The 18,057-nt window shown below is 34.9% G+C and carries 17 protein-coding genes and 1 pseudogene; 5 read left to right on the top strand and 13 right to left on the bottom strand.

Annotated elements, in window-relative coordinates; all coding sequences use genetic code 11:
- Positions 1–152: 152 nt before the first annotated feature.
- The 3 genes from MKX66_RS02385 to MKX66_RS02375 are packed head-to-tail and all read right to left on the bottom strand — an operon-like array spanning position 153 to position 3,134.
- Positions 153–1,061 carry an iron-hydroxamate ABC transporter substrate-binding protein gene (locus tag MKX66_RS02385; RefSeq protein ID WP_016120578.1) on the bottom strand — a complete coding sequence of 303 codons (909 nt, stop codon included), beginning with the start codon at positions 1,059–1,061 and terminating at the stop codon, positions 153–155.
- Between the two features lie 21 nt (positions 1,062–1,082).
- Positions 1,083–2,099, bottom strand: coding sequence for a FecCD family ABC transporter permease (locus tag MKX66_RS02380; RefSeq protein ID WP_002142602.1), 1,017 nt, complete (start codon positions 2,097–2,099; stop codon positions 1,083–1,085).
- Positions 2,100–3,134: a FecCD family ABC transporter permease gene (locus tag MKX66_RS02375; protein ID WP_002142603.1), complete on the bottom strand. Its 1,035-nt coding sequence runs from the start codon at positions 3,132–3,134 to the stop codon at positions 2,100–2,102.
- Positions 3,135–3,410: 276 nt separating this feature from the next.
- On the opposite strand from MKX66_RS02375, the gene MKX66_RS02370 reads away from it, so the two are divergent.
- Positions 3,411–4,175 (top strand): DUF817 domain-containing protein, encoded by a 765-nt coding sequence (locus MKX66_RS02370; RefSeq protein ID WP_326997390.1) that lies wholly within the window; start codon positions 3,411–3,413, stop codon positions 4,173–4,175.
- Between the two features lie 193 nt (positions 4,176–4,368).
- Here the strand turns inward: MKX66_RS02370 and MKX66_RS02365 are convergent.
- The 3 genes and pseudogenes from MKX66_RS02365 to MKX66_RS02355 all read right to left on the bottom strand — a co-directional run bounded on the left by MKX66_RS02365 (position 4,369) and on the right by MKX66_RS02355 (position 6,143).
- Positions 4,369–5,405: pseudogene (locus MKX66_RS02365) on the bottom strand (DUF4003 domain-containing protein).
- A gap of 37 nt (positions 5,406–5,442) precedes the next feature.
- A complete protein-coding gene (locus tag MKX66_RS02360; RefSeq protein WP_181462953.1) occupies positions 5,443–5,592 on the bottom strand; it encodes a hypothetical protein in 150 nt (49 codons plus the stop codon).
- A gap of 95 nt (positions 5,593–5,687) precedes the next feature.
- Complete coding sequence (locus MKX66_RS02355; RefSeq protein ID WP_215590010.1) at positions 5,688–6,143, bottom strand: DinB family protein; 456 nt, start codon at positions 6,141–6,143, stop codon at positions 5,688–5,690.
- A 204-nt stretch (positions 6,144–6,347) separates the two neighbouring features.
- Between MKX66_RS02355 and MKX66_RS02350 the strand changes: the two genes are divergently transcribed.
- On the top strand, positions 6,348–6,836 hold the full coding sequence (locus MKX66_RS02350; RefSeq protein WP_215590011.1) for a DinB family protein: 489 nt from the start codon (positions 6,348–6,350) through the stop codon (positions 6,834–6,836).
- A 289-nt stretch (positions 6,837–7,125) separates the two neighbouring features.
- Here MKX66_RS02350 and MKX66_RS02345 read toward each other — a convergent pair whose 3' ends face one another.
- Positions 7,126–8,013 carry a LysR family transcriptional regulator gene (locus MKX66_RS02345; RefSeq protein ID WP_326997389.1) on the bottom strand — a complete coding sequence of 296 codons (888 nt, stop codon included), beginning with the start codon at positions 8,011–8,013 and terminating at the stop codon, positions 7,126–7,128.
- Positions 8,014–8,135: 122 nt separating this feature from the next.
- Between MKX66_RS02345 and MKX66_RS02340 the strand changes: the two genes are divergently transcribed.
- Complete coding sequence (locus tag MKX66_RS02340) at positions 8,136–9,101, top strand: quinone oxidoreductase family protein (protein WP_215590013.1); 966 nt, start codon at positions 8,136–8,138, stop codon at positions 9,099–9,101.
- A gap of 76 nt (positions 9,102–9,177) precedes the next feature.
- Here MKX66_RS02340 and MKX66_RS02335 read toward each other — a convergent pair whose 3' ends face one another.
- The 5 genes from MKX66_RS02335 to MKX66_RS02315 all read right to left on the bottom strand — a co-directional run bounded on the left by MKX66_RS02335 (position 9,178) and on the right by MKX66_RS02315 (position 14,203).
- Positions 9,178–9,630 carry a hypothetical protein gene (locus MKX66_RS02335; RefSeq protein ID WP_016120586.1) on the bottom strand — a complete coding sequence of 151 codons (453 nt, stop codon included), beginning with the start codon at positions 9,628–9,630 and terminating at the stop codon, positions 9,178–9,180.
- Between the two features lie 47 nt (positions 9,631–9,677).
- Positions 9,678–10,388: a histidine phosphatase family protein gene (locus MKX66_RS02330; protein WP_215590014.1), complete on the bottom strand. Its 711-nt coding sequence runs from the start codon at positions 10,386–10,388 to the stop codon at positions 9,678–9,680.
- A 160-nt stretch (positions 10,389–10,548) separates the two neighbouring features.
- Positions 10,549–11,073 (bottom strand): GNAT family N-acetyltransferase, encoded by a 525-nt coding sequence (locus MKX66_RS02325; protein ID WP_215590015.1) that lies wholly within the window; start codon positions 11,071–11,073, stop codon positions 10,549–10,551.
- 6 nt (positions 11,074–11,079) lie between these two features.
- Positions 11,080–12,981, bottom strand: coding sequence for an endonuclease MutS2 (locus tag MKX66_RS02320; protein ID WP_341085397.1), 1,902 nt, complete (start codon positions 12,979–12,981; stop codon positions 11,080–11,082).
- Positions 12,982–13,486: 505 nt separating this feature from the next.
- Positions 13,487–14,203 (bottom strand): hypothetical protein, encoded by a 717-nt coding sequence (locus MKX66_RS02315; protein ID WP_002033442.1) that lies wholly within the window; start codon positions 14,201–14,203, stop codon positions 13,487–13,489.
- 449 nt (positions 14,204–14,652) lie between these two features.
- On the opposite strand from MKX66_RS02315, the gene MKX66_RS02310 reads away from it, so the two are divergent.
- On the top strand, positions 14,653–15,357 hold the full coding sequence (locus tag MKX66_RS02310; RefSeq protein ID WP_201034183.1) for an exosporium leader peptide-containing protein: 705 nt from the start codon (positions 14,653–14,655) through the stop codon (positions 15,355–15,357).
- Positions 15,358–15,449: 92 nt separating this feature from the next.
- Here MKX66_RS02310 and amyS read toward each other — a convergent pair whose 3' ends face one another.
- Positions 15,450–16,991 carry an alpha-amylase gene (amyS, locus tag MKX66_RS02305; protein WP_341085396.1) on the bottom strand — a complete coding sequence of 514 codons (1,542 nt, stop codon included), beginning with the start codon at positions 16,989–16,991 and terminating at the stop codon, positions 15,450–15,452.
- Between the two features lie 216 nt (positions 16,992–17,207).
- Between amyS and MKX66_RS02300 the strand changes: the two genes are divergently transcribed.
- On the top strand, positions 17,208–17,999 hold the full coding sequence (locus MKX66_RS02300; protein WP_215590018.1) for an arylamine N-acetyltransferase family protein: 792 nt from the start codon (positions 17,208–17,210) through the stop codon (positions 17,997–17,999).
- Positions 18,000–18,057 lie beyond the last annotated feature (58 nt).

Below are 18,057 nucleotides of genomic sequence, written 5' to 3'. Positions count from 1 at the left end.
GTATTAACGGGATACTTACAATAAGCGCTGACATTGGCACATCTCCCTTGCATTGAATTAACTTCATTGTATAATTTTTCATTTATTCTAACAATAACAACGATAAAAAGACCCTCCAAATTTAGAGGGCCTTTCCTAATAGCAAAACTGTATTATTTCGTAAACATTTTCTCTGCTTCATCCATTGCCATTTTGTTACCTAAAGCAGAATAGTCAAGCCATGGTTGATCATTAATAATGTATACGTGCTTACCTTTAACAGCTTTTAAGTCTTTCCAAATTGGTGTTTCTTGCAGTTGTTTAAATGCTGCTTTCGCTTTATCATCTCTATTTACAACAACGAAAATAGCATCTGCGTCAAAGTCAGGTAATACTTCTTGTGAAATTACTTCGAAAGGACGGTTTCCATCAATTTTCTCTACACCATTTGCAGGTTGTAATCCTAAGTCTTGGAATAAAATTGGTCCCATCGGTCTTTTCGTACTAAATACACGTAATTCTTTTGCAGTAACGCGAATTGCCATTACTTTTTCGTTAGTACCTAACTCTTTATCTATTAAACTTTTTACTCGTTTTGATTGTTCTTCATAGTCTTGAATATATTTATCTGCTTCTTTCTCACGGTTTACAAGTTTACCTACTTCTTTTAAATGATCTCTCCACGTACCTTCATCTAAATTAAAAGTATGTGTTTTTGCAATTTTTTCGTATTTCGCTAAATCTTTACCAGCATATTTTTCATCAACATAAATTTCAGATGGCTTTAATTGAAGTAACGCTTCCATATTCGGATCTGTTACAACGCCAAGTTTCTTCGTATCTTTCAACTGTTCTTTCACGTGAGGTAAGAAATCTTTTAAATCTCCACCAATTACAGAACCTACCGGTGTAATTCCTAATGCAAGTAAGTTATTCGTTAAATGAATAGACATAGAAGCAATTTTTGGATCATTACTTTTTTCAGTTTTTTTAGTTGCCTCTTCACTAGATTTCGTTTGACCACATGCTGATAATACTAAAATAAACATAATGCTAAATAAAATAGTAAGTTTCTTTTTCATATGTTCTCCTCTTTGAAGTATTTATTTTGTTTTTGTAAGTAAATAAAGAAAATATGGCGCACCTAAAGCCGCTACTACTACGCCAGCTGGAATAGAGTTTGGCTCAAATAAAGATCGCCCTATCGTATCCGCGAGTACTAAAATAATCATTCCAATTATGCCAGCTAACGGAAGGAAATGTTGATATGTACTACCTACTAACTTTCTTGCGATATGCGGAGAAACTAAGCCGATAAAGCCAATTCCCCCTGCCATTGATACACTTGCACAAGACAATCCTACCGCTGTAGCTAAAAGCAGTAACCGTTCTTTTTGAACAGATACACCAAGTCCTGCTGCTACACTATCACCTAGTGACAGTGCATTTAACGTTTTGGATTTCAGCCATGCGTACGGAGTTAGTATCAAAATCCAAGGTAATAATGCTAGGACATGAATCCAATCTCTTCCCCACACGTTACCAACTAACCACCTAGAAGCGAATGTATACGTCTCATCATTTAACTTGAGCGAGAAAAATAACGAAAGTGCACTAAAACCAGCTGAAACTGCAATACCAACAAGAATAAGTCTAATGGGAAGTAAACCTTTCGACCGATCACTCGCAAGCAAAACAATAAGAAATGCAGCTAACACTCCTCCGCCAAATGTAAATAACGGTATTAAAATCGATGCACTCTCGTTAATAGAATGAAAGAAAGTAACAAATACAATAAGCCCGAAAGATGCACCCGAGTGTAATCCGAGAATACCAGGATCTGCGAGAGCATTCCGAGATAATCCTTGCAAAATCGCACCGGAAACTCCAAGGCCAATACCAGCTAACATTGTGATTATAATTCTTGGCATACGATAATCGTATAGCACGGTTGCACTCTCAAAATCACCATAGCCAAAAAGCGTTTGAATTACTTTGAGCGGTGCGATGCTCAGCGTTCCCGTATTTAAGCTAATCAAAACTATAGCAATACTTATACATCCGAAAATTGTAGTTACAGTAATAGCTTTCTTTTTATCCGTGCTAAAAAGATTCTTCACTTATAGCTCACTCCCAACTTTACGTGCTATATAGAGGAAGAACGGAACTCCAACAAGAGCTACCATAATTCCTATCGCAAGTTCTTTAGGAGGATTTACTGTTCTTGCTCCTAAATCAGCTAAAACTAATAAAATAGCTCCTAATAATGCTGACATAGGAATAATAAGTTGATAATTAACACCTACTAATTTTCTAGCAATGTGCGGGATGACCAATCCTACAAATCCAATGGAACCAACAGCTGAAACAGAAACACCTGCTAGAATCACTACCATAATCATCCCGAGTATTCTCGTTCGGTTCGTTTTTACACCTAAATTTGTAGCGACATCATCCCCCATGGATATGAGTGAAATAGATCGCCCTAGCGCTGTCGCAAAAACAATTGTTATGAGAATAATAGGCACTAAAAATTTCAAGTGTTCCCACTTAACTCCCGCAACACCACCAGCATACCAAAACGCTAAATCTTGGCTTAAGTCATAATAAATCGCGACACCTGAACTTAACGAATGTAAAAGCGCGGCCATAACTGCCCCTGCAATCGTTAACCTCATCGGCGTTAGCCCGCCTGATGTTGCTGATCCAATAATAAAAATGAGTACTGTACTTAAAACTGCTCCAATAAAGGAGACAATCATTAAATAGGAATACGGCATATGCGGGAAAAAAGCAAAGCTAAGTGCTACTACAAACATCGCACCTGCATTTATTCCAAGTACACCTGCATCAGCTAAAGGATTTCGTGTTACCCCTTGCATAACAGCTCCAGCGACTGCAAAAGCAGCTCCTACAACTGCTGCGCCAATTACCCTTGGGAGCCTTAATTCATAAATAATTTGATGCTGTGTTAATTTCGGATTATAATCAAAAACCGCTGCCCACACAGTTTGCAAATGGATATCCTTTGCACCAAATGCAACGGCTAAAAATATAGCTCCAATTAAACATATAATTGTTAAGCTCATGAAACATATGAACTTAATATGTATCCAGCGATTATTGCCAGCATGTACAGTAGACTTATGTAACATGTTTCATTTCATCCTTTATATTCAGTTCTTTTTTATAATTATTTTTTATTTATAATCATTATTGATAATAATTATCATTTTCATTTAGATATTATATCCCCACTTTTTTTAAATAGCAAACTATTTTTTTACTTTGTTAAACTATCAAAATACTTATTACAATTCCCTTCTAAAACTTCCAAATACATGCAAAATGATGTACTGTTTTATTTTCAAATTTGTAGTATACTAAGTTATTATTTTGATTTTTCAAATAATAATCCCGAAGGTGAAAACATGTTTTATGTAAAACAACTACTCTATTTTACTTATGAACAAGCATTATCCTGTTTGTTCCCTGTCGTTATTTTTTTAACACTTGCTCTTTCAAAAATCATTTCGATTCCAGGGCTGTACCGATATGATTTCATACTCATCGTATGTCTTCTTATGCAGTGGATTATGTACAAAACAGGTCTTGAAACAAAAGATGAACTAAAAGTAATTACTGTCTTCCACCTCATCGGCCTTTTACTAGAAATATATAAAGTACATTTCGGTTCATGGAGTTATCCTGAAGAGGCGTATTCAAAAGTTTTCGGAGTTCCGCTTTACAGCGGTTTTATGTATGCGAGTGTCGCAAGTTACATATGCCAAGCGTGGAGAAGATTGCATTTACAAATGCATCATTGGCCGAAAGCTATTTTTGCAATACCTCTAGGAGCAATGATTTACTTTAATTTTTTTACACATCATTTTCTATATGACTTTAGATGCGTATTAACTTTAATTTTATTCATTGTTTTCTTTCGCACATTTGTGGAATTTTCATTACGAGGCGTTACATATAAAATGCCGCTCGTACTCTCATTTTTCCTTATCGGATTCTTTATTTGGATTGCAGAAAACATCGCTACCTTCTTCGGAGCATGGCAATATCCAAATCAACGGGAAACATGGAGCCTCGTTCACTTAAGCAAAATTAGCTCATGGTTTTTACTCGTTGTTATTAGCATTATGATTGTTACACAACTCAAACATTTGAAGGAATCGAAAAGATAATGCTAATTATGTAAAAACATTAAAATAACAACTTATCTTCCTTCCTTACCCAATAAAAAATCCACTCTGTAAAAACAGTTAGCCCATCACTCATTAGAGAGTGATGGGCCTTTTTTATTAATATTTTTTAAACCGTTCTCATCAAAGAGGTTATAGGTTCATCATAATTTACAAGCGCATAAGCAGTTGCACATTATGAACTACTACTAGCAGAAGAGGTTGCTGCAGATGAAGCGGCGATCGTTGCCATCATAGCTGCCTGTTGTGCCTGTATGAGGACTTCTATCATTGTTTGTAAACCTGCGTTGGTAGCTTTACTTTCCTCACCTTTCTGACTTACGAACAGTTGAATAGCAATAAGAATATTCGTATCTGTATGCCAACGGAAAAATTTCTCCCCTTGCAATTTTTCAATCAACGCTTTAATAGAATGAATCTCTTTTTCTCCATCCTCAAGTAACGCTAGTAACCCGATAGCTGGATAATGCATCTGTTTCACTTTTATCTTTTCTTGTTTTAACAAATTCCATATGTTTGTACATGTTGCAACTAATATTTCTTCACGGACATCCTTCTTTAGTGAAAGAATATGACTTAAAAATTGAAGATCATTCCCTTTACGCAAACCAGCTTTCGCTAGTTTCTGATAAAGACGTTCTACTCGGTCCATAAGTGTTTCTACATTCTCTGATTGTCCTGCTAGTAAAACCGCGAGCGGATAATCATTTGTACCTGTAAGAAAGAGATGATCCTTTTTCATGCGTTTATATACTTGTATCGAACGCTGAATGTGCGTACCTTGTTGTTCATTTTCTTCTGTTAAAAGCACAGCTGCTGCGAGATAAGTAAATATACTCCGGCTAAAGCCACCAGCGACCAATTGTTCATATAAATCTAAAAACCTCTGAAAAGCTTCCTTGTAATCTGTAAAGTGAATATCTAATGTTGCGGCCACCACAAAGCGATGATAAGACTTTAAGTATGAAAACATCCCTACCTGATTCTTAATATAACTACTAATTTCTAAAAAACGTCCGAGATCAAACAGTTTATCACTACCTGCATACATAGCAGCAATCATCATACCTGTTCGAGAATCACTCGTTTTCCATTTTAGTTCTCCCTTTAACTGTGCATATGTATGTGTGTATTGCTCTAACTTTTGTTCCAATGTAATCATAGTATTCCCCCATTTTCTAGTTCCTCTCTTTTATTATACGTATATTCCATATTTAGGAATACCCTATTTCATACAGATTTTGCAACCTTATACTTTCTTCTGTATTATTTTCAATATTTTTCTATTAAGTAATACAAAAAAATAATAACTACCATAAAATTTAGGATGTTTCTTTATCCTAATTGGTTGGTTGGTTTTCTTTCCTTCTTCATCAGCATCACGATGATTAGCGTTCATAATCCTTAATCCTTCAAGAAGTTCAACAACAAAAAAGGATAGATAATAAATTATCTACCCTTTTTTGTCTATATATTATTTAACTTTACCCAAAACTAAAGAGCCTTAATAATACGTTCCATCGCCTTCATTTGCCCAATATGGTCTGCTTCATGATAAAGCATCATACCGTATAGCTCTCCTACTGTTTCCAATCCTAGGAATGGCTCTGGAAGTTTATTTTCAAATGCTTCTGCTGGAATTTCGTTAATACGTTTAGCTTGTTCCTTTAATTGAGCCGTTAACACTTCTAACGTTGGTCCTTCTGTTTTCCATTTAGACGGTCTTGAACCATATCCAAACATACCTGGATATTCAGTTGGTAATTGTTTAAATTCTTTTCCAAACATGAAAACTTCTGCTGCCGTTAACACATGACCGATATGCCAACGAATTGTATTGTTAAAACCCTCTGGCTGCGTATCCGCAGTTTTGTCATCTAACGTTTCCATAAATTGAAGTAATGCCCCACGCGTTATTTCAAATTGTTTTAAACCAATTATTCTATTCATTTTATCGTCTCCTTTTTTATGTACAATTTATTATGAACTAAGGATGTTAAACTTATTAAAGTTTCACCTTGTTTAATCTATCAGAAACAATTAAAAAATACATCTAATATGCTTACTGAAAACAATAAAAAAGGACCACTCCTCATAAATATAGAAATACTTACTGCACAAATATTACAGTAAACAAAAGAGGAGTGTAATTACATGTTACATGTTTTAAAACAACAATATAATCTTATTCGTTCTACAAGAGAAAATCTATTTACATTTTTGGAAGAAATTCCACGAGAAAAATTGCACAGTACAGTTCCTAATTTCGGAAGTGGCAGCATTTTAAAAACCCATATTCATGTAGCCGATTGCTACCGATACTGGCTTGGATCATTCGCATTCAAGCAAAAACGAGCAGATTTTTCATTCGCTAGTGATTATGAAATTGAGCATGCAGATGTCGAGAAAGTTCGTGCTAGATTTAAGTTAGTCGATGAGGTTGTAATGCGTTTTTTAGATGAATACAATGACCGTTGGCTCGAAAATATAGCAAATGAAGTGAAATGGCAAAAAGAACCTTGGAGCACAACTCCACTATGGCTTTTAACTCATGCGGAAACACATGAATTTCATCATAAAGGTCAAATTGTATCAATGGCTCGTCACCACGGATACACTCCTCCTGACACAGACCTTAGTTAATTAATTACTGCAACTGAACTTAATAAAGTGAAGGCTAATAATCAGTGGGGGCTTTGTTCGTCCTCCACTGATTATTAGCCTTCACCAATCGGGCGTTTACGGGCAGTAAGACTCCCACCTAACTTCTTTGCTCCAGCCAAATTTTAAGGTGGGAGTCTTACTGCCCACAAATAGCGGGATAAACACAAAAAGAAAGAGCACGTTTTGATTAATCTTTTTCAAAACATGCTCTTTCTATCCCTAAATAATTTAATCGTTTATTATATTACTTGTTCACCTATAACATCTATTAATTAAAAGACTCCCTCGTTACCTCAATAAATTGCTGCAGTGGCGCTGTCATCCATTTATCTTTATGCCAAGCAATTTGCGTATAGATCGGAGTGATTGTATTCTTTAAGACTAATTCCTTTATCGTTCCCTCTCGTATATCTTTTTCTACTACTATTGCTGGCAAAACTGCTATACCTAAATCTGCAATAACGCATTGTTTAATTGCCTCGACACTAACAAATTCAATCTTATTTGCTGGGTATACATCTTCCGCACGGAATAACTCTTCAAATAAAGTCCGATACGAGCAACCTAGTTCTGTTAGTAAAAGTGTTTCGCTTTCTAAATCTTTTGTAGAAACGGAAGGTTGTTCAAGTAAACGATGCGTAGGAGCAGCTACTATTTTTAATTCTTCTTTCATAAGTGGCTCCACATGCAAAACATCCTCTGTTTTACATTCGTCCAAAATAAATACAAGATCTACTTTCCCCTCCATCAATTGTTCCTTCGCATCTTTATTGGAATGTGCAGGTTTAAATATAAGCTTTATTTGGGGAAATTGTGCTTTAAATTTCTTTAATATAGATGGAAGCCTATATGTACATTGACTTTCTTGTGCACCGATTATTAACGTACCCGCTATTTCCTCATCATCTTTCACAGCCATTTTCGCTTCGTTACTGAGTGCAATCATCTTATCAGCATATAGTTGAAACTTCCTGCCTGCTTCAGTTAAGAAAAGACGTTTTCCTAATCTTTCAAATAATGGCGTACCGAGCTCAGCCTCTAACGTTTTAATTTGCGCCGTTACGCTCGATTGTGCAAAGTTTAATTTCTTCGCAGTTTGTGTAAAGTTCAAAGTCTCTGCAGCTACTTTAAATGTAATTAATTGTTTTATCTCCATTTATCATCCCTCTTTTCAATCGGTATTTCCGATTGATTTCATCGAAATAATCCTCTTTGTCTATTGATATTTGTATTGTATGATAAATAGCATCGACAAACAATAAAATGGAGGTATTCCATATGAAAGCACTTTGTTTCGAACAGTTTGGAAGTCCAGATGTACTACAATATAAAGAAATACATGATCCAATCATAAATCCAAATGAAGTTCTTGTTCGCATGCAAGCAATCGGTTTAAATTTCGCTGATATTTATAGACGCCGCGGTGATTATCATCTTGCTGGCAATCCGCCTTATATATTAGGTTATGAAGGCGCTGGTATTGTTGAAAAAGTAGGAGCTAACGTTACCACTATCAATCCTGGAGACCTCATTGCATTTGCTGACGTTCCATTCTCAAATGCAGAATTAGTTGCCGTTCCATCTGAAAAAGCAATTACGCTTCCAGATTCTATTTCTTTTGAAACAGCCGCTTCTGTCTTATTACAAGGATTAACAGCACATTATTTAACGAAAGATAGCTATCAAATAAAACAGGGTGATATAGCTTTAGTACATGCCGCAGCTGGTGGTGTTGGTCAGCTTCTCATCCAAATGATTAAACTACTGGGCGGAACAGTAATCGGTCTTACATCATCAAAAGAAAAAGCACAAGTAGCTACGTTAGCTGGTGCTGATCACGTATTTTTATATACTGAAGCATGGCATACAAAAGTACTTGAATTAACTAATGGTGCCGGAGTAAATGTTGTGTATGAATCAGTAGGTTCTACTTTAGAAGAAAGTTTTAAAGCTACTAAAGTTGGTGGTACCGTTGTATTCTATGGAATGGCTGGCGGTAATCCCGCGCCTGTAGATCCACGTATGCTTATGGATACTTCAAAAACTTTAACTGGCGGAGACCTTTGGAACGTTCTTACTACGTATGAAGAACGCAAGCAACGCTCTACTCAATTATTTGATTGGATCACTGCAGGAGAATTAAATATCGCGAGTCCAACTACATTCGCTTTACAAGATGGTGCTCTTGCACATGAATTATTAGAGAGCCGTAAAAGTACTGGGAAGATTTTATTAATTCCGTAATCGTTCCACTTTAAAAAGGAAAGATAAGCATACTAAAAGAGCATCGATTCCGATGCTCTTTTAGTATGGAATTTTATTAGTTTCTTTTTATTCCAGTAATTTTCGGCTCATCATATGAAATAATGTCGATGATATGGTTCAAACAAGGAATTTGATAGTGAACGAACTGCTCTTCAGGAAATATAAATTCAGCAATTGTTCCTGTTTTAACGAAATCCAAATATCTTGATTTTGAGTAAACTCTAAAAATTCTACCTTCTGAAATTTCGTAGTCATCCATTACAGTAAACGATTCATTAGTAACGGAGTAAGCAACATACGATTCAAAATCCAATTGCACAATTGGCAGATTGTCATCAACATCAATGGATGATGCTTCTATTTCAACCTCATCTGTAATTTTCGCGAGTCCCTTAGTTTTGTTAACTTTACACCTATCAATAAGTACCCTCAGTGAATTTTCTTCAGGTTCAAACAATTTGTTTAAATATATATATCCTTTAAATTCCATCAAATCTTGAAAATCCATTATTCCCCCCCATTTTGAAAATCTAAAAGGAATCGTAATACACCCTGTTAAATTTCCACACTTTCTTTCCCTTTTGCAACATAACTCATATCTCCAACAGACTCGACTGTGTATGTTCCATCTTGATATACAATCTTCGTCACACTAGCATTTTCCACTCCAAGTTTTGTTTTACTACTGTCTAGCATTTCAATTAATGCAGTAATCAAAAGCCCATGAACGACAACTAAGACGTTGCCGCCTCCATTTTTAGCAGCTTCTTCACTAATTTTATCAATCTCTGCTTTTATACGAGTAGAAAATAATTCCCAATCTTCCGCCTGTTTCGTAGGGTCTGCTGCTCTAATAAGATTAATCACTTCTTGAATAGAAAACTTCATGAGTTCTTCTGGAGATGCAACGCCCGCAGCTTTTCCAACCACATCCCACATATTTTCAAGTTTTTCACCTTCAAAAACACCAAAATTTAATTCTCGTAAATCTTTTCTTTTCTCAAGTTTCAATTTTGATTGCTCACTATATTTTAATACTAAATTAGCAGTTTGAATCGCTCGGCCGCTATCACTACTATACGCATTCGCAAAATGAACATCTTTTAATCCCGTTCCTAAATTAGAGGCAACTTCCACACCTTTTTCTACTAACGGAGAGTCTGCCCAACCTTGCGCGCGATGATTCGCATTTAATATTGTTTTACCGTGTCTTGTAACATATAACGTAACTACATTCTCATTGCTATCTGTTTCTCGATTCTTCATCATATTCTCTCCCTTTACATTTCTATATCAATTTTACCATCTCAATTATTCATTGAGCAAAATATACGTAAGTAGATCTGCTTAATAAAAAAAGCTATCTTTCTGTATATCCCTACAAAAAGATAGCATCTTTTATGATTACATTTCCTAATCGATTCTCCTACTCAGCAAAAGCACTCGAATACTGTACAACCCCTTCTACACCTTCAAGAGCATTTTCTGTTAATTCCATTACCATAAACACTTCTTCAGGCACTTCAAATGGTGCTTTTATATTCCACTCACTTGCTTTTTTAAATCCGAATTTCGGATAGTACTCTGGATGTCCTAATACTACAACTGACCCGTATCCAAGTTCTTTCGCTTTTTCTAACGCAGCTCCAATAAGTTTTCCACCAATTCCTTTTTTCTGATGGCCCCTAACAACTGAAACTGGTGCGAGCGCTAATGATTCTACAGAAGTTCCATCCTGTTCTATCGTAATTTTTGATAACATAATATGCCCGACTATTTCCTCATCTACTGCAACGATTGATAATTCAGGAATAAACGCGTCACATTCTCTAATACGTTTTACAAGTTCATGTTCCTTTTTATCACTAAATTCTTCATTTAAAAATGCTTGTTTTACAACTTCTTCTGTCTTACTATAATCATTTTTTTGTTCTTGTCTAATCGTTACCATTCTATATTATCCTCTATTCTTTCTTATTTCTTTTTCAATTTTACGAAGCGCTTTTTTCGATCCGCGCTCAATATCGTGTTGCATTTTTCTTTCTTTATAATCAACAAATAGTGTATTTAAATCATATCCTTCTGGGTATAATTCTTTCGCCGCTACCTCTAAAGTAATACGTTTCACATTCACTTCAACGAATTCACCGTTATAATATACAACGACATTATAGAAATTATCTTTTTCCTTATATACAATCCCGAAATCGTTATGATCTAACAAATTCACACGGTCGCCGATTTTATATTCATAGTCATTTTCTCTTTTTTCTTGCACCATTTTCGGTTTTCTAATCTTACTTTCATTCACTTTTTCTATAGCGTATTCTTTATTTCCCATATACTCTTTCGCTCTTTGCAGTACATGTTCTCTCACATTCATTTTATTCGCAATCCAAAGTGCATTACTTTCACCTGATTTACCGATCACTAATTTATAAAGTGGCTCTAGTGTTTCACTATTAAATTGCATTGCTGCGTTCATAAAATCATCGTGCATTTCTGAAAAGCGTTTAATTTCACCGTAATGCGTACTCGCAATTGTAATACATCCCGCAAGATAAAATTCTTCTAAAATAGATATCGCAAGCGCCGCACCTTCATTCGGTTCTGTACCGCTTCCTATTTCGTCAAATAACAGTAACGTATTATTATTTGACATCCTCATAATTTCAGAAAGATTTTTCATATGAGATGAAAATGTACTTAGTGCATTTTCGATACTTTGGTTATCACCAATGTCTACAAATACATTTTCGAAAATAGCAATTTCCGTTTCTTTATCTCCAGCGATGTGAAGGCCTGACATTGTCGCTAATGTTAACAATCCAATTGTTTTTAGCACAATTGTTTTCCCGCCTGCATTCGGCCCAGTAATAATTAAACTACGGTATTCTTGACCGATTTCAAAGTTTAATGGTACTACTTTTCCACTTAAAAGCGGATGCTTACAATTCATTAACTGAATGTAGCCATGATCGTTTAATTTCGGCTCTATTCCATCGATTGATTTACTAAACTTCGCTTTCGCAAATACCATATCATATTGGCTAATTAGTTCCATATTAATTTTTATATGATAAATATTTTCTAATACCATTCCTGATAAAGTCGCTAAAATTTGATACTCTTCCATCGCTTCTTCTGCTTTCCAACTTGCGAGTTCCGTATTTAACTTTGTAACCGTATGCGGTTCTACAAATACAGTTGAACCTTTAGCGGAAGCTTCAACTATACTTCCCGCAACTTGATTTTTATAAGAAGATTTAATTGGAATCGTATACCTATCGTCCTTCTTACTAATAAAGAATTCCTGAATATATTTCTTATTTGCACTACTATTTAAAAACTTCGTTAAACGTTCTTTTATTTTTCCGTCTACAGAATCAATGTTATTTCGAATTCGTTTTAACTCTTTACTCGCAGCTGCATCAATGCTATTTCCTTTAATTGAAAAGTTAATTTCCTCTTCAATACTTTTATATTCAGTCATTGAATTCGCATAAGAAGCTAATACTGGCGCAAAAAATTCTTTATCTAACATAAAATTTTTAATCTTTCTACAGCCACGTAAAAAGTCTGAAACACTTACTAACTCTGCTGGATCTAAAATCATCCCTTTTTCTAATTTTTGAATTGTACTAGCGATATTAGAAATTCCGAAGAAAGGCACATGCCCTTCTGCATCTACTATAGCTCGTGCTTCTGTCGTTTCATTCAAGCGATTCCTCACTACTTTTATACTCGTACTCGGCTCTAATTTATTTAATAGTTCTTTACCTAATCCACTTACACAATAAGATTTCACTATATCCTTTAATTCGTTATATTGTAACTTTTCAAAAGTCATCGTATTCATTTTGTTTCTCCTCACTATGATTGGTTTTTATCATCAATGAAGATACCTACTCATTAGATTCCAATGAGTTCTACATTATTCAATTATCATTTTTATACATTAAAAACATATACAAAAAAGCTGCGGGGATACCGCAGCTTTTACATTTACAAGGCATGTGTAATAACATATGAGAAAATAAGCCATAAAAACAAATGGCAATCCCCTTATTACACGCTTTATAAAGTATTGTAGGTATCTTCATAGGTTTCGAAATAAATGCATGACAAAATTAGGGGTATGATATACATAAAAATCCCCTGGTCTTATCCGATTTATTTCATTAAATTTTTCCTATTTAGTACCTACCGCACTCACAAAAAGCACCTCTCATTAATTTATATTTTATGTTCATTGAAATCTAATTTATTGAAATCATCATACTATATGTTTTGTAATAAGTAAAGATGTCAGACTTTTGCCCTTCACACCTGAGGAAGGACAATTTTTTCGGATAATGCTTTTTTCACTTTGTAGACTGTAAAACTTTCATATAATCAACCTTTTTCTCAAGGGTCTTTTTCGCATCTTCAGCCGTTACTATATAATCTACAGCAATATTTTGTAATACATCTTTATTAGTATTTGGCAGCTGAATCGTTATATCTTCTACACTACTTTTACTATTTTCAATCGTTTTATTAAATTCCTGAATACTTCTTGCAACCTCCGCTAATGTTTCCATATGTACAGGATTATTTACATCTAAAACAGTATTACTTCTAAAAACTACCGTATAATACTGCTGTAAATTTTTCTTCGCTATTTCTTTCTCAGCATTCTTATCGGAAACATTATCCCCAGTCTGCATTTGATCAAAAGTAAGTATAGTGTTATTCTCTTTTTCTCCATAGTATGTATTAAATTTCTTTTGTAAATCATATGTTTTCTTTTTCATTTTATAATTGTCATTATTTACTTCTGGAGAGATTTGTCCATCAAAATAAAGTTGAAATTGCAAATGCGGTTCATCGACTTGCTGCACAGAAGCTATCCGCCCCTTTGGACCAAGGAAATCCTTTCCGTTATCCAGTGTTTCAACTCCGTTTAATTTAACAGACATACCATATTCCGCTTTTGTATAATTTTGTGCTTTTTGTTCAATTTCTTCATCCGATATATCACATGATGTTAATAGTAATAAACTAAAAAATATGCTATATTTCATTTTTGTTTTTTTCATATTGCCTCTCCTTTTGCTACTACTTCCTATACAGAAATACCCTTAAAAATTTTAAATTACGATTTATATAAAGAACTTCCTCTAATAACCGCTACATCAAATTGTCTTCGCTGACTTGAATAATAAAAACTCATCATCTTGCTTTAGAAAGAACTAATAACCAAAAGTGTAAAAACACCCATTTGTTATTACTTTACACTTATAGTGTATTTTTACACTATAATCATTTTATCGTAAAGCAAATATAACATCTATTAAAATCACGTTAAAAACATACTAATATTTAGTTCTATAGCAATCACAGTACGGTTTTTATCGTATCCAATTTTAAAGTAGCAACTTTAATTTCGTTGTAGAATAATTAAATAAGCGCCTCCGCTATTGCGAATGTCATTTACTTACCCTAATACATTTAATAATTATGACAAGCAATCATAGGAGGTTACTATATGAGCGAAGAATATATTATTTTACATGGACCTGCTCTTGAACCAAATTTAATTGGCCCCACACTACCACCAATTCCACCATTTACATTCCCAACCGGACCTACTGGAATCACAGGACCTACCGGTGCGACAGGTTTTACTGGAATTGGAATAACTGGTCCCACTGGGATTACAGGACCTACTGGAATTGGAATAACTGGTCCTACTGGTGTTACAGGAATTACTGGAATCGGAATAACTGGACCTACCGGCGCGACAGGAATCGGAATAACCGGTCCCACTGGAGCGACCGGTTTAGGAATTCTCCCGGTATTTGGAACAATAACTTCTGAAGTAGGTATCGGTTTTTCAGCAGTAGTTAATACAAATGTTAATTTGACAATTCCAGGACCTGTTAGTGGAACTACTCTAACCCCAGTAGACAACTCCATTACAATTGATACCACTGGTGTGTACTCTGTATCTTTTTCAATTGTATTTGTGATACAAGCTATTTCGTCTAGTATATTAAACCTTACAATAAATGATTCCATTCAATTCGCCATTGAAACACGAGTTGGTGGTGGTTCTGGGGTAAGAACTACATCCGCTAGAACTGATCTATTACCTTTAAACCAAGGAGATGTCCTTCGAGTACGAATAAGAGAAGCCACGGGTGACATTATTTATTCCAATGCATCTCTTGTTGTTTCAAAAGTCGACTAGTTCATTTATTAAAATAAAGATTTAGGAATGATAACAATGTAAAAAGAAGAGGAAACTTATATTTCAGTCTACCTCTTCTTTTCATCACCAATTTACTGCTGAACATATATGGAAACTGAGCCTCCACTTACATAGAACTGCCCCCATCCGTCCTTATTAATTGTTACAGTATTTGTTTGATTACCCGTAATATCGTACCATACTTCCCCAGCGTTATTCTTTCCAACATCCATCCACTTTGATCCTCCTGGTCCGTCCGAGAGTAATGTCGCTAAACCAGAATTAGCATGTACACCATCGCCTTCTCTTGTCCAGCCAATCACATCTGGATGGTCTAAATAATCACGCTGCGTACCATATGCAAAGTTTTTTCGTGCCGTCAAAATTGGATCAATTTTACCTTTTAACGCTGGAATTTCATAACTACTATTTCCGCTTGTCCCATAGTAATCACCATAGAAAACTGAAGGATAGCCCTCTGCACGAGTTAAAATAAATGCATATGCCAGTGGCTTAAACCACGGACTTACTACAGATTCCAATGACTGCCCAGGCTGAGAATCATGATTCTCAACGAGAGTAACTGCGAGTGCAGGGTGATTTTTCATTACTGTTCCATTTAAAATATTTCTCATATCATAATTCCCATTTCCTGTTGAAGCATAATGAAAATTGTAATGAAGCGGTGCATCAAACACAGATTGATTATAATTGACTTTCGCTAAATAATTGTTTAAAGCCTGAACATCATTTTGCCAATATTCAGCTACTGTAAACATTTCTTTCCCCGTTTGCTGTCTGGCATGATTTACCCAATCGCGTAAATATTCATGATCAATATGTTTAACAGCGTCCAAACGAAAGCCATCTAAATTTAATTCATTCGCATACCATGTTCCCCAATTTTTCATCTCATTCGCAACATCAGGATGATCAAAATCAAGATCTGCATACATCAAATAATCATAATTTCCATTTTCGCTAGACACTTCCCAATCCCACGCTTTATCTACACCCCTAAATTTATAAATTCGATTTAATTTCCTTCCTTCATCCCAATCCGTTCCGTCAAAATGATACCATTTCCATTTGAAATTAGAATAAGCATCTCCGCGCCCTGGAAAATCAAACCCCGTCCATGCACTAATTTGATAATCACCTGACACTTCAATATTTCGATTGTTACGGTCTACCTCAACAGCTGTTACGGTTTCAGTATAATCAGCCCCACCTTTATGATTCATAACTACATCACCGTATACGTCGATGTTTTGCTTATGTAAAGCGTCAATTGCAGATTTCAACTGTGCTTTTGTCCCATATTTCGTCCGCACCGTTCCTTTTTGATTGAACTCCCCTAAATCATATAAATCATAGGCCCCATACCCTACATCATTTTGCGAAGTCCCTTTATATGCAGGTGGTATCCATACAGATGTGATTCCTTTATGAGCTAAACTTTCAGCATCGGAACGCAAACGATTCCAATGATTCCCATCATTCGGAGCGTACCACTCAAAATACTGCATTAATGTTCCATTGTTCACTGTTGCTGCTTCTGCCTTATTTCCCTCATATATATTAGGAAAAAGCAAAATAAACAATAAACAGACTACCGTAATCCTTTTCAACATATTTACACCATCCCTTTCAAGAAAACGTTTGCATAATTTGTTAAAGTTATTATAATATTCGTTCTACAGTTAGTAAAGTAACAATCTTTTAATCTCTCACATTATTTTTCAAAATATGAATTCAACTATTCCACAAGTACCCCATATAGTTTAAAATTCACATCGGATTCAAAATTGTTTACAATTTATCTATAAAAGCATAACGGAGGGATTTCTATGACCGACTTTCAAAAACAATTTTTTGCAAGATTAAATATAGAAGAAAAACACAAAGTTTCATTTGAAGATTTACCTAACATTATGTACGCAATGGCACAAACTGTCCCTTTTGAAAACTTAAATATTCTCGAAAACAACTTTAAAGAAATATCAAAAGAAAATCTAAAAGAAAAAATTTTAATAAACAACCGTGGCGGCCTTTGTTATGAATTGAATCCGGCTATGTATTACTTCCTTAAAGACTCTAAATTCGATGTCCATCTCGTTTCAGGAACAGTTTATAACGCTGCAAATTCTATATGGGCTGTAGATTCAGGGCATATCGCAACTGTTTTACAACATCATAATGAACTTTACTTAATTGAAGTAGGTTTCGGATCATATTTACCCCTTTCCCCTGTTCCTTTCTCAGGTGAGATCGTTCATTCTGTAACAGGCGACTATCGTATTCGTAAAGAAACGACTGAAAAAGGTAATTATATTTTAGAAATGAGTAAAAACAATGAGTTTCTAGATCAATCTTCTACTGATGATTGGACAGTAGGTTATGCATTTTACTTGGAAGAAGTGGATGAAACGAAAGCAAATGCAGCACAAAAAATTATTGTTGAACATGAAGGTTCACCATTTAACAAAGTACCTCTTGTTGTAAAACTTACTCATGACGGGCACGCATCATTAACAAAAGATAGCCTTACAGTAACGAAAAATAGAAATAAAACAAAAGAAACAATTACAAAAGAGCAATATACAAACCTCCTTCATTCAACGTTCGGCATTACATTATAACTTTTAAAGCCTCGCCATTTCCGGCAAGGCTTTTCATTTTCCAGCAGGGATTTTTTGC

The sequence above is a fragment of the Bacillus sp. FSL R9-9530 genome, assembly GCF_038008145.1.
In the GTDB taxonomy this organism is placed as follows: Bacteria; Bacillota; Bacilli; order Bacillales; family Bacillaceae_G; genus Bacillus_A; species Bacillus_A mycoides.
Note: the sequence above shows the minus strand (reverse complement) of the source record. Positions and strands in the feature narration are given on the sequence as shown.

What these genes read in the sequence shown, in the direction of transcription:
- MKX66_RS02335 (WP_016120586.1), bottom strand. Translation starts at nt 9,630, where the DNA reads ATGGATTTTCAAGATTTGATGGAATTTAAAGGATATATATATTTAAAC.
- amyS (WP_341085396.1), bottom strand. Translation starts at nt 16,991, where the DNA reads ATGTTGAAAAGGATTACGGTAGTCTGTTTATTGTTTATTTTGCTTTTT.
- MKX66_RS02350 (WP_215590011.1), top strand. Translation starts at nt 6,348, where the DNA reads ATGTTACATGTTTTAAAACAACAATATAATCTTATTCGTTCTACAAGA.
- MKX66_RS02325 (WP_215590015.1), bottom strand. Translation starts at nt 11,073, where the DNA reads ATGGTAACGATTAGACAAGAACAAAAAAATGATTATAGTAAGACAGAA.
- MKX66_RS02315 (WP_002033442.1), bottom strand. Translation starts at nt 14,203, where the DNA reads ATGAAAAAAACAAAAATGAAATATAGCATATTTTTTAGTTTATTACTA.
- MKX66_RS02310 (WP_201034183.1), top strand. Translation starts at nt 14,653, where the DNA reads ATGAGCGAAGAATATATTATTTTACATGGACCTGCTCTTGAACCAAAT.
- MKX66_RS02345 (WP_326997389.1), bottom strand. Translation starts at nt 8,013, where the DNA reads ATGGAGATAAAACAATTAATTACATTTAAAGTAGCTGCAGAGACTTTG.
- MKX66_RS02340 (WP_215590013.1), top strand. Translation starts at nt 8,136, where the DNA reads ATGAAAGCACTTTGTTTCGAACAGTTTGGAAGTCCAGATGTACTACAA.
- MKX66_RS02370 (WP_326997390.1), top strand. Translation starts at nt 3,411, where the DNA reads ATGTTTTATGTAAAACAACTACTCTATTTTACTTATGAACAAGCATTA.
- MKX66_RS02385 (WP_016120578.1), bottom strand. Translation starts at nt 1,061, where the DNA reads ATGAAAAAGAAACTTACTATTTTATTTAGCATTATGTTTATTTTAGTA.
- MKX66_RS02330 (WP_215590014.1), bottom strand. Translation starts at nt 10,388, where the DNA reads ATGAAGAATCGAGAAACAGATAGCAATGAGAATGTAGTTACGTTATAT.
- MKX66_RS02320 (WP_341085397.1), bottom strand. Translation starts at nt 12,981, where the DNA reads ATGAATACGATGACTTTTGAAAAGTTACAATATAACGAATTAAAGGAT.
- MKX66_RS02360 (WP_181462953.1), bottom strand. Translation starts at nt 5,592, where the DNA reads ATGAACGCTAATCATCGTGATGCTGATGAAGAAGGAAAGAAAACCAAC.
- MKX66_RS02300 (WP_215590018.1), top strand. Translation starts at nt 17,208, where the DNA reads ATGACCGACTTTCAAAAACAATTTTTTGCAAGATTAAATATAGAAGAA.
- MKX66_RS02375 (WP_002142603.1), bottom strand. Translation starts at nt 3,134, where the DNA reads ATGTTACATAAGTCTACTGTACATGCTGGCAATAATCGCTGGATACAT.
- MKX66_RS02355 (WP_215590010.1), bottom strand. Translation starts at nt 6,143, where the DNA reads ATGAATAGAATAATTGGTTTAAAACAATTTGAAATAACGCGTGGGGCA.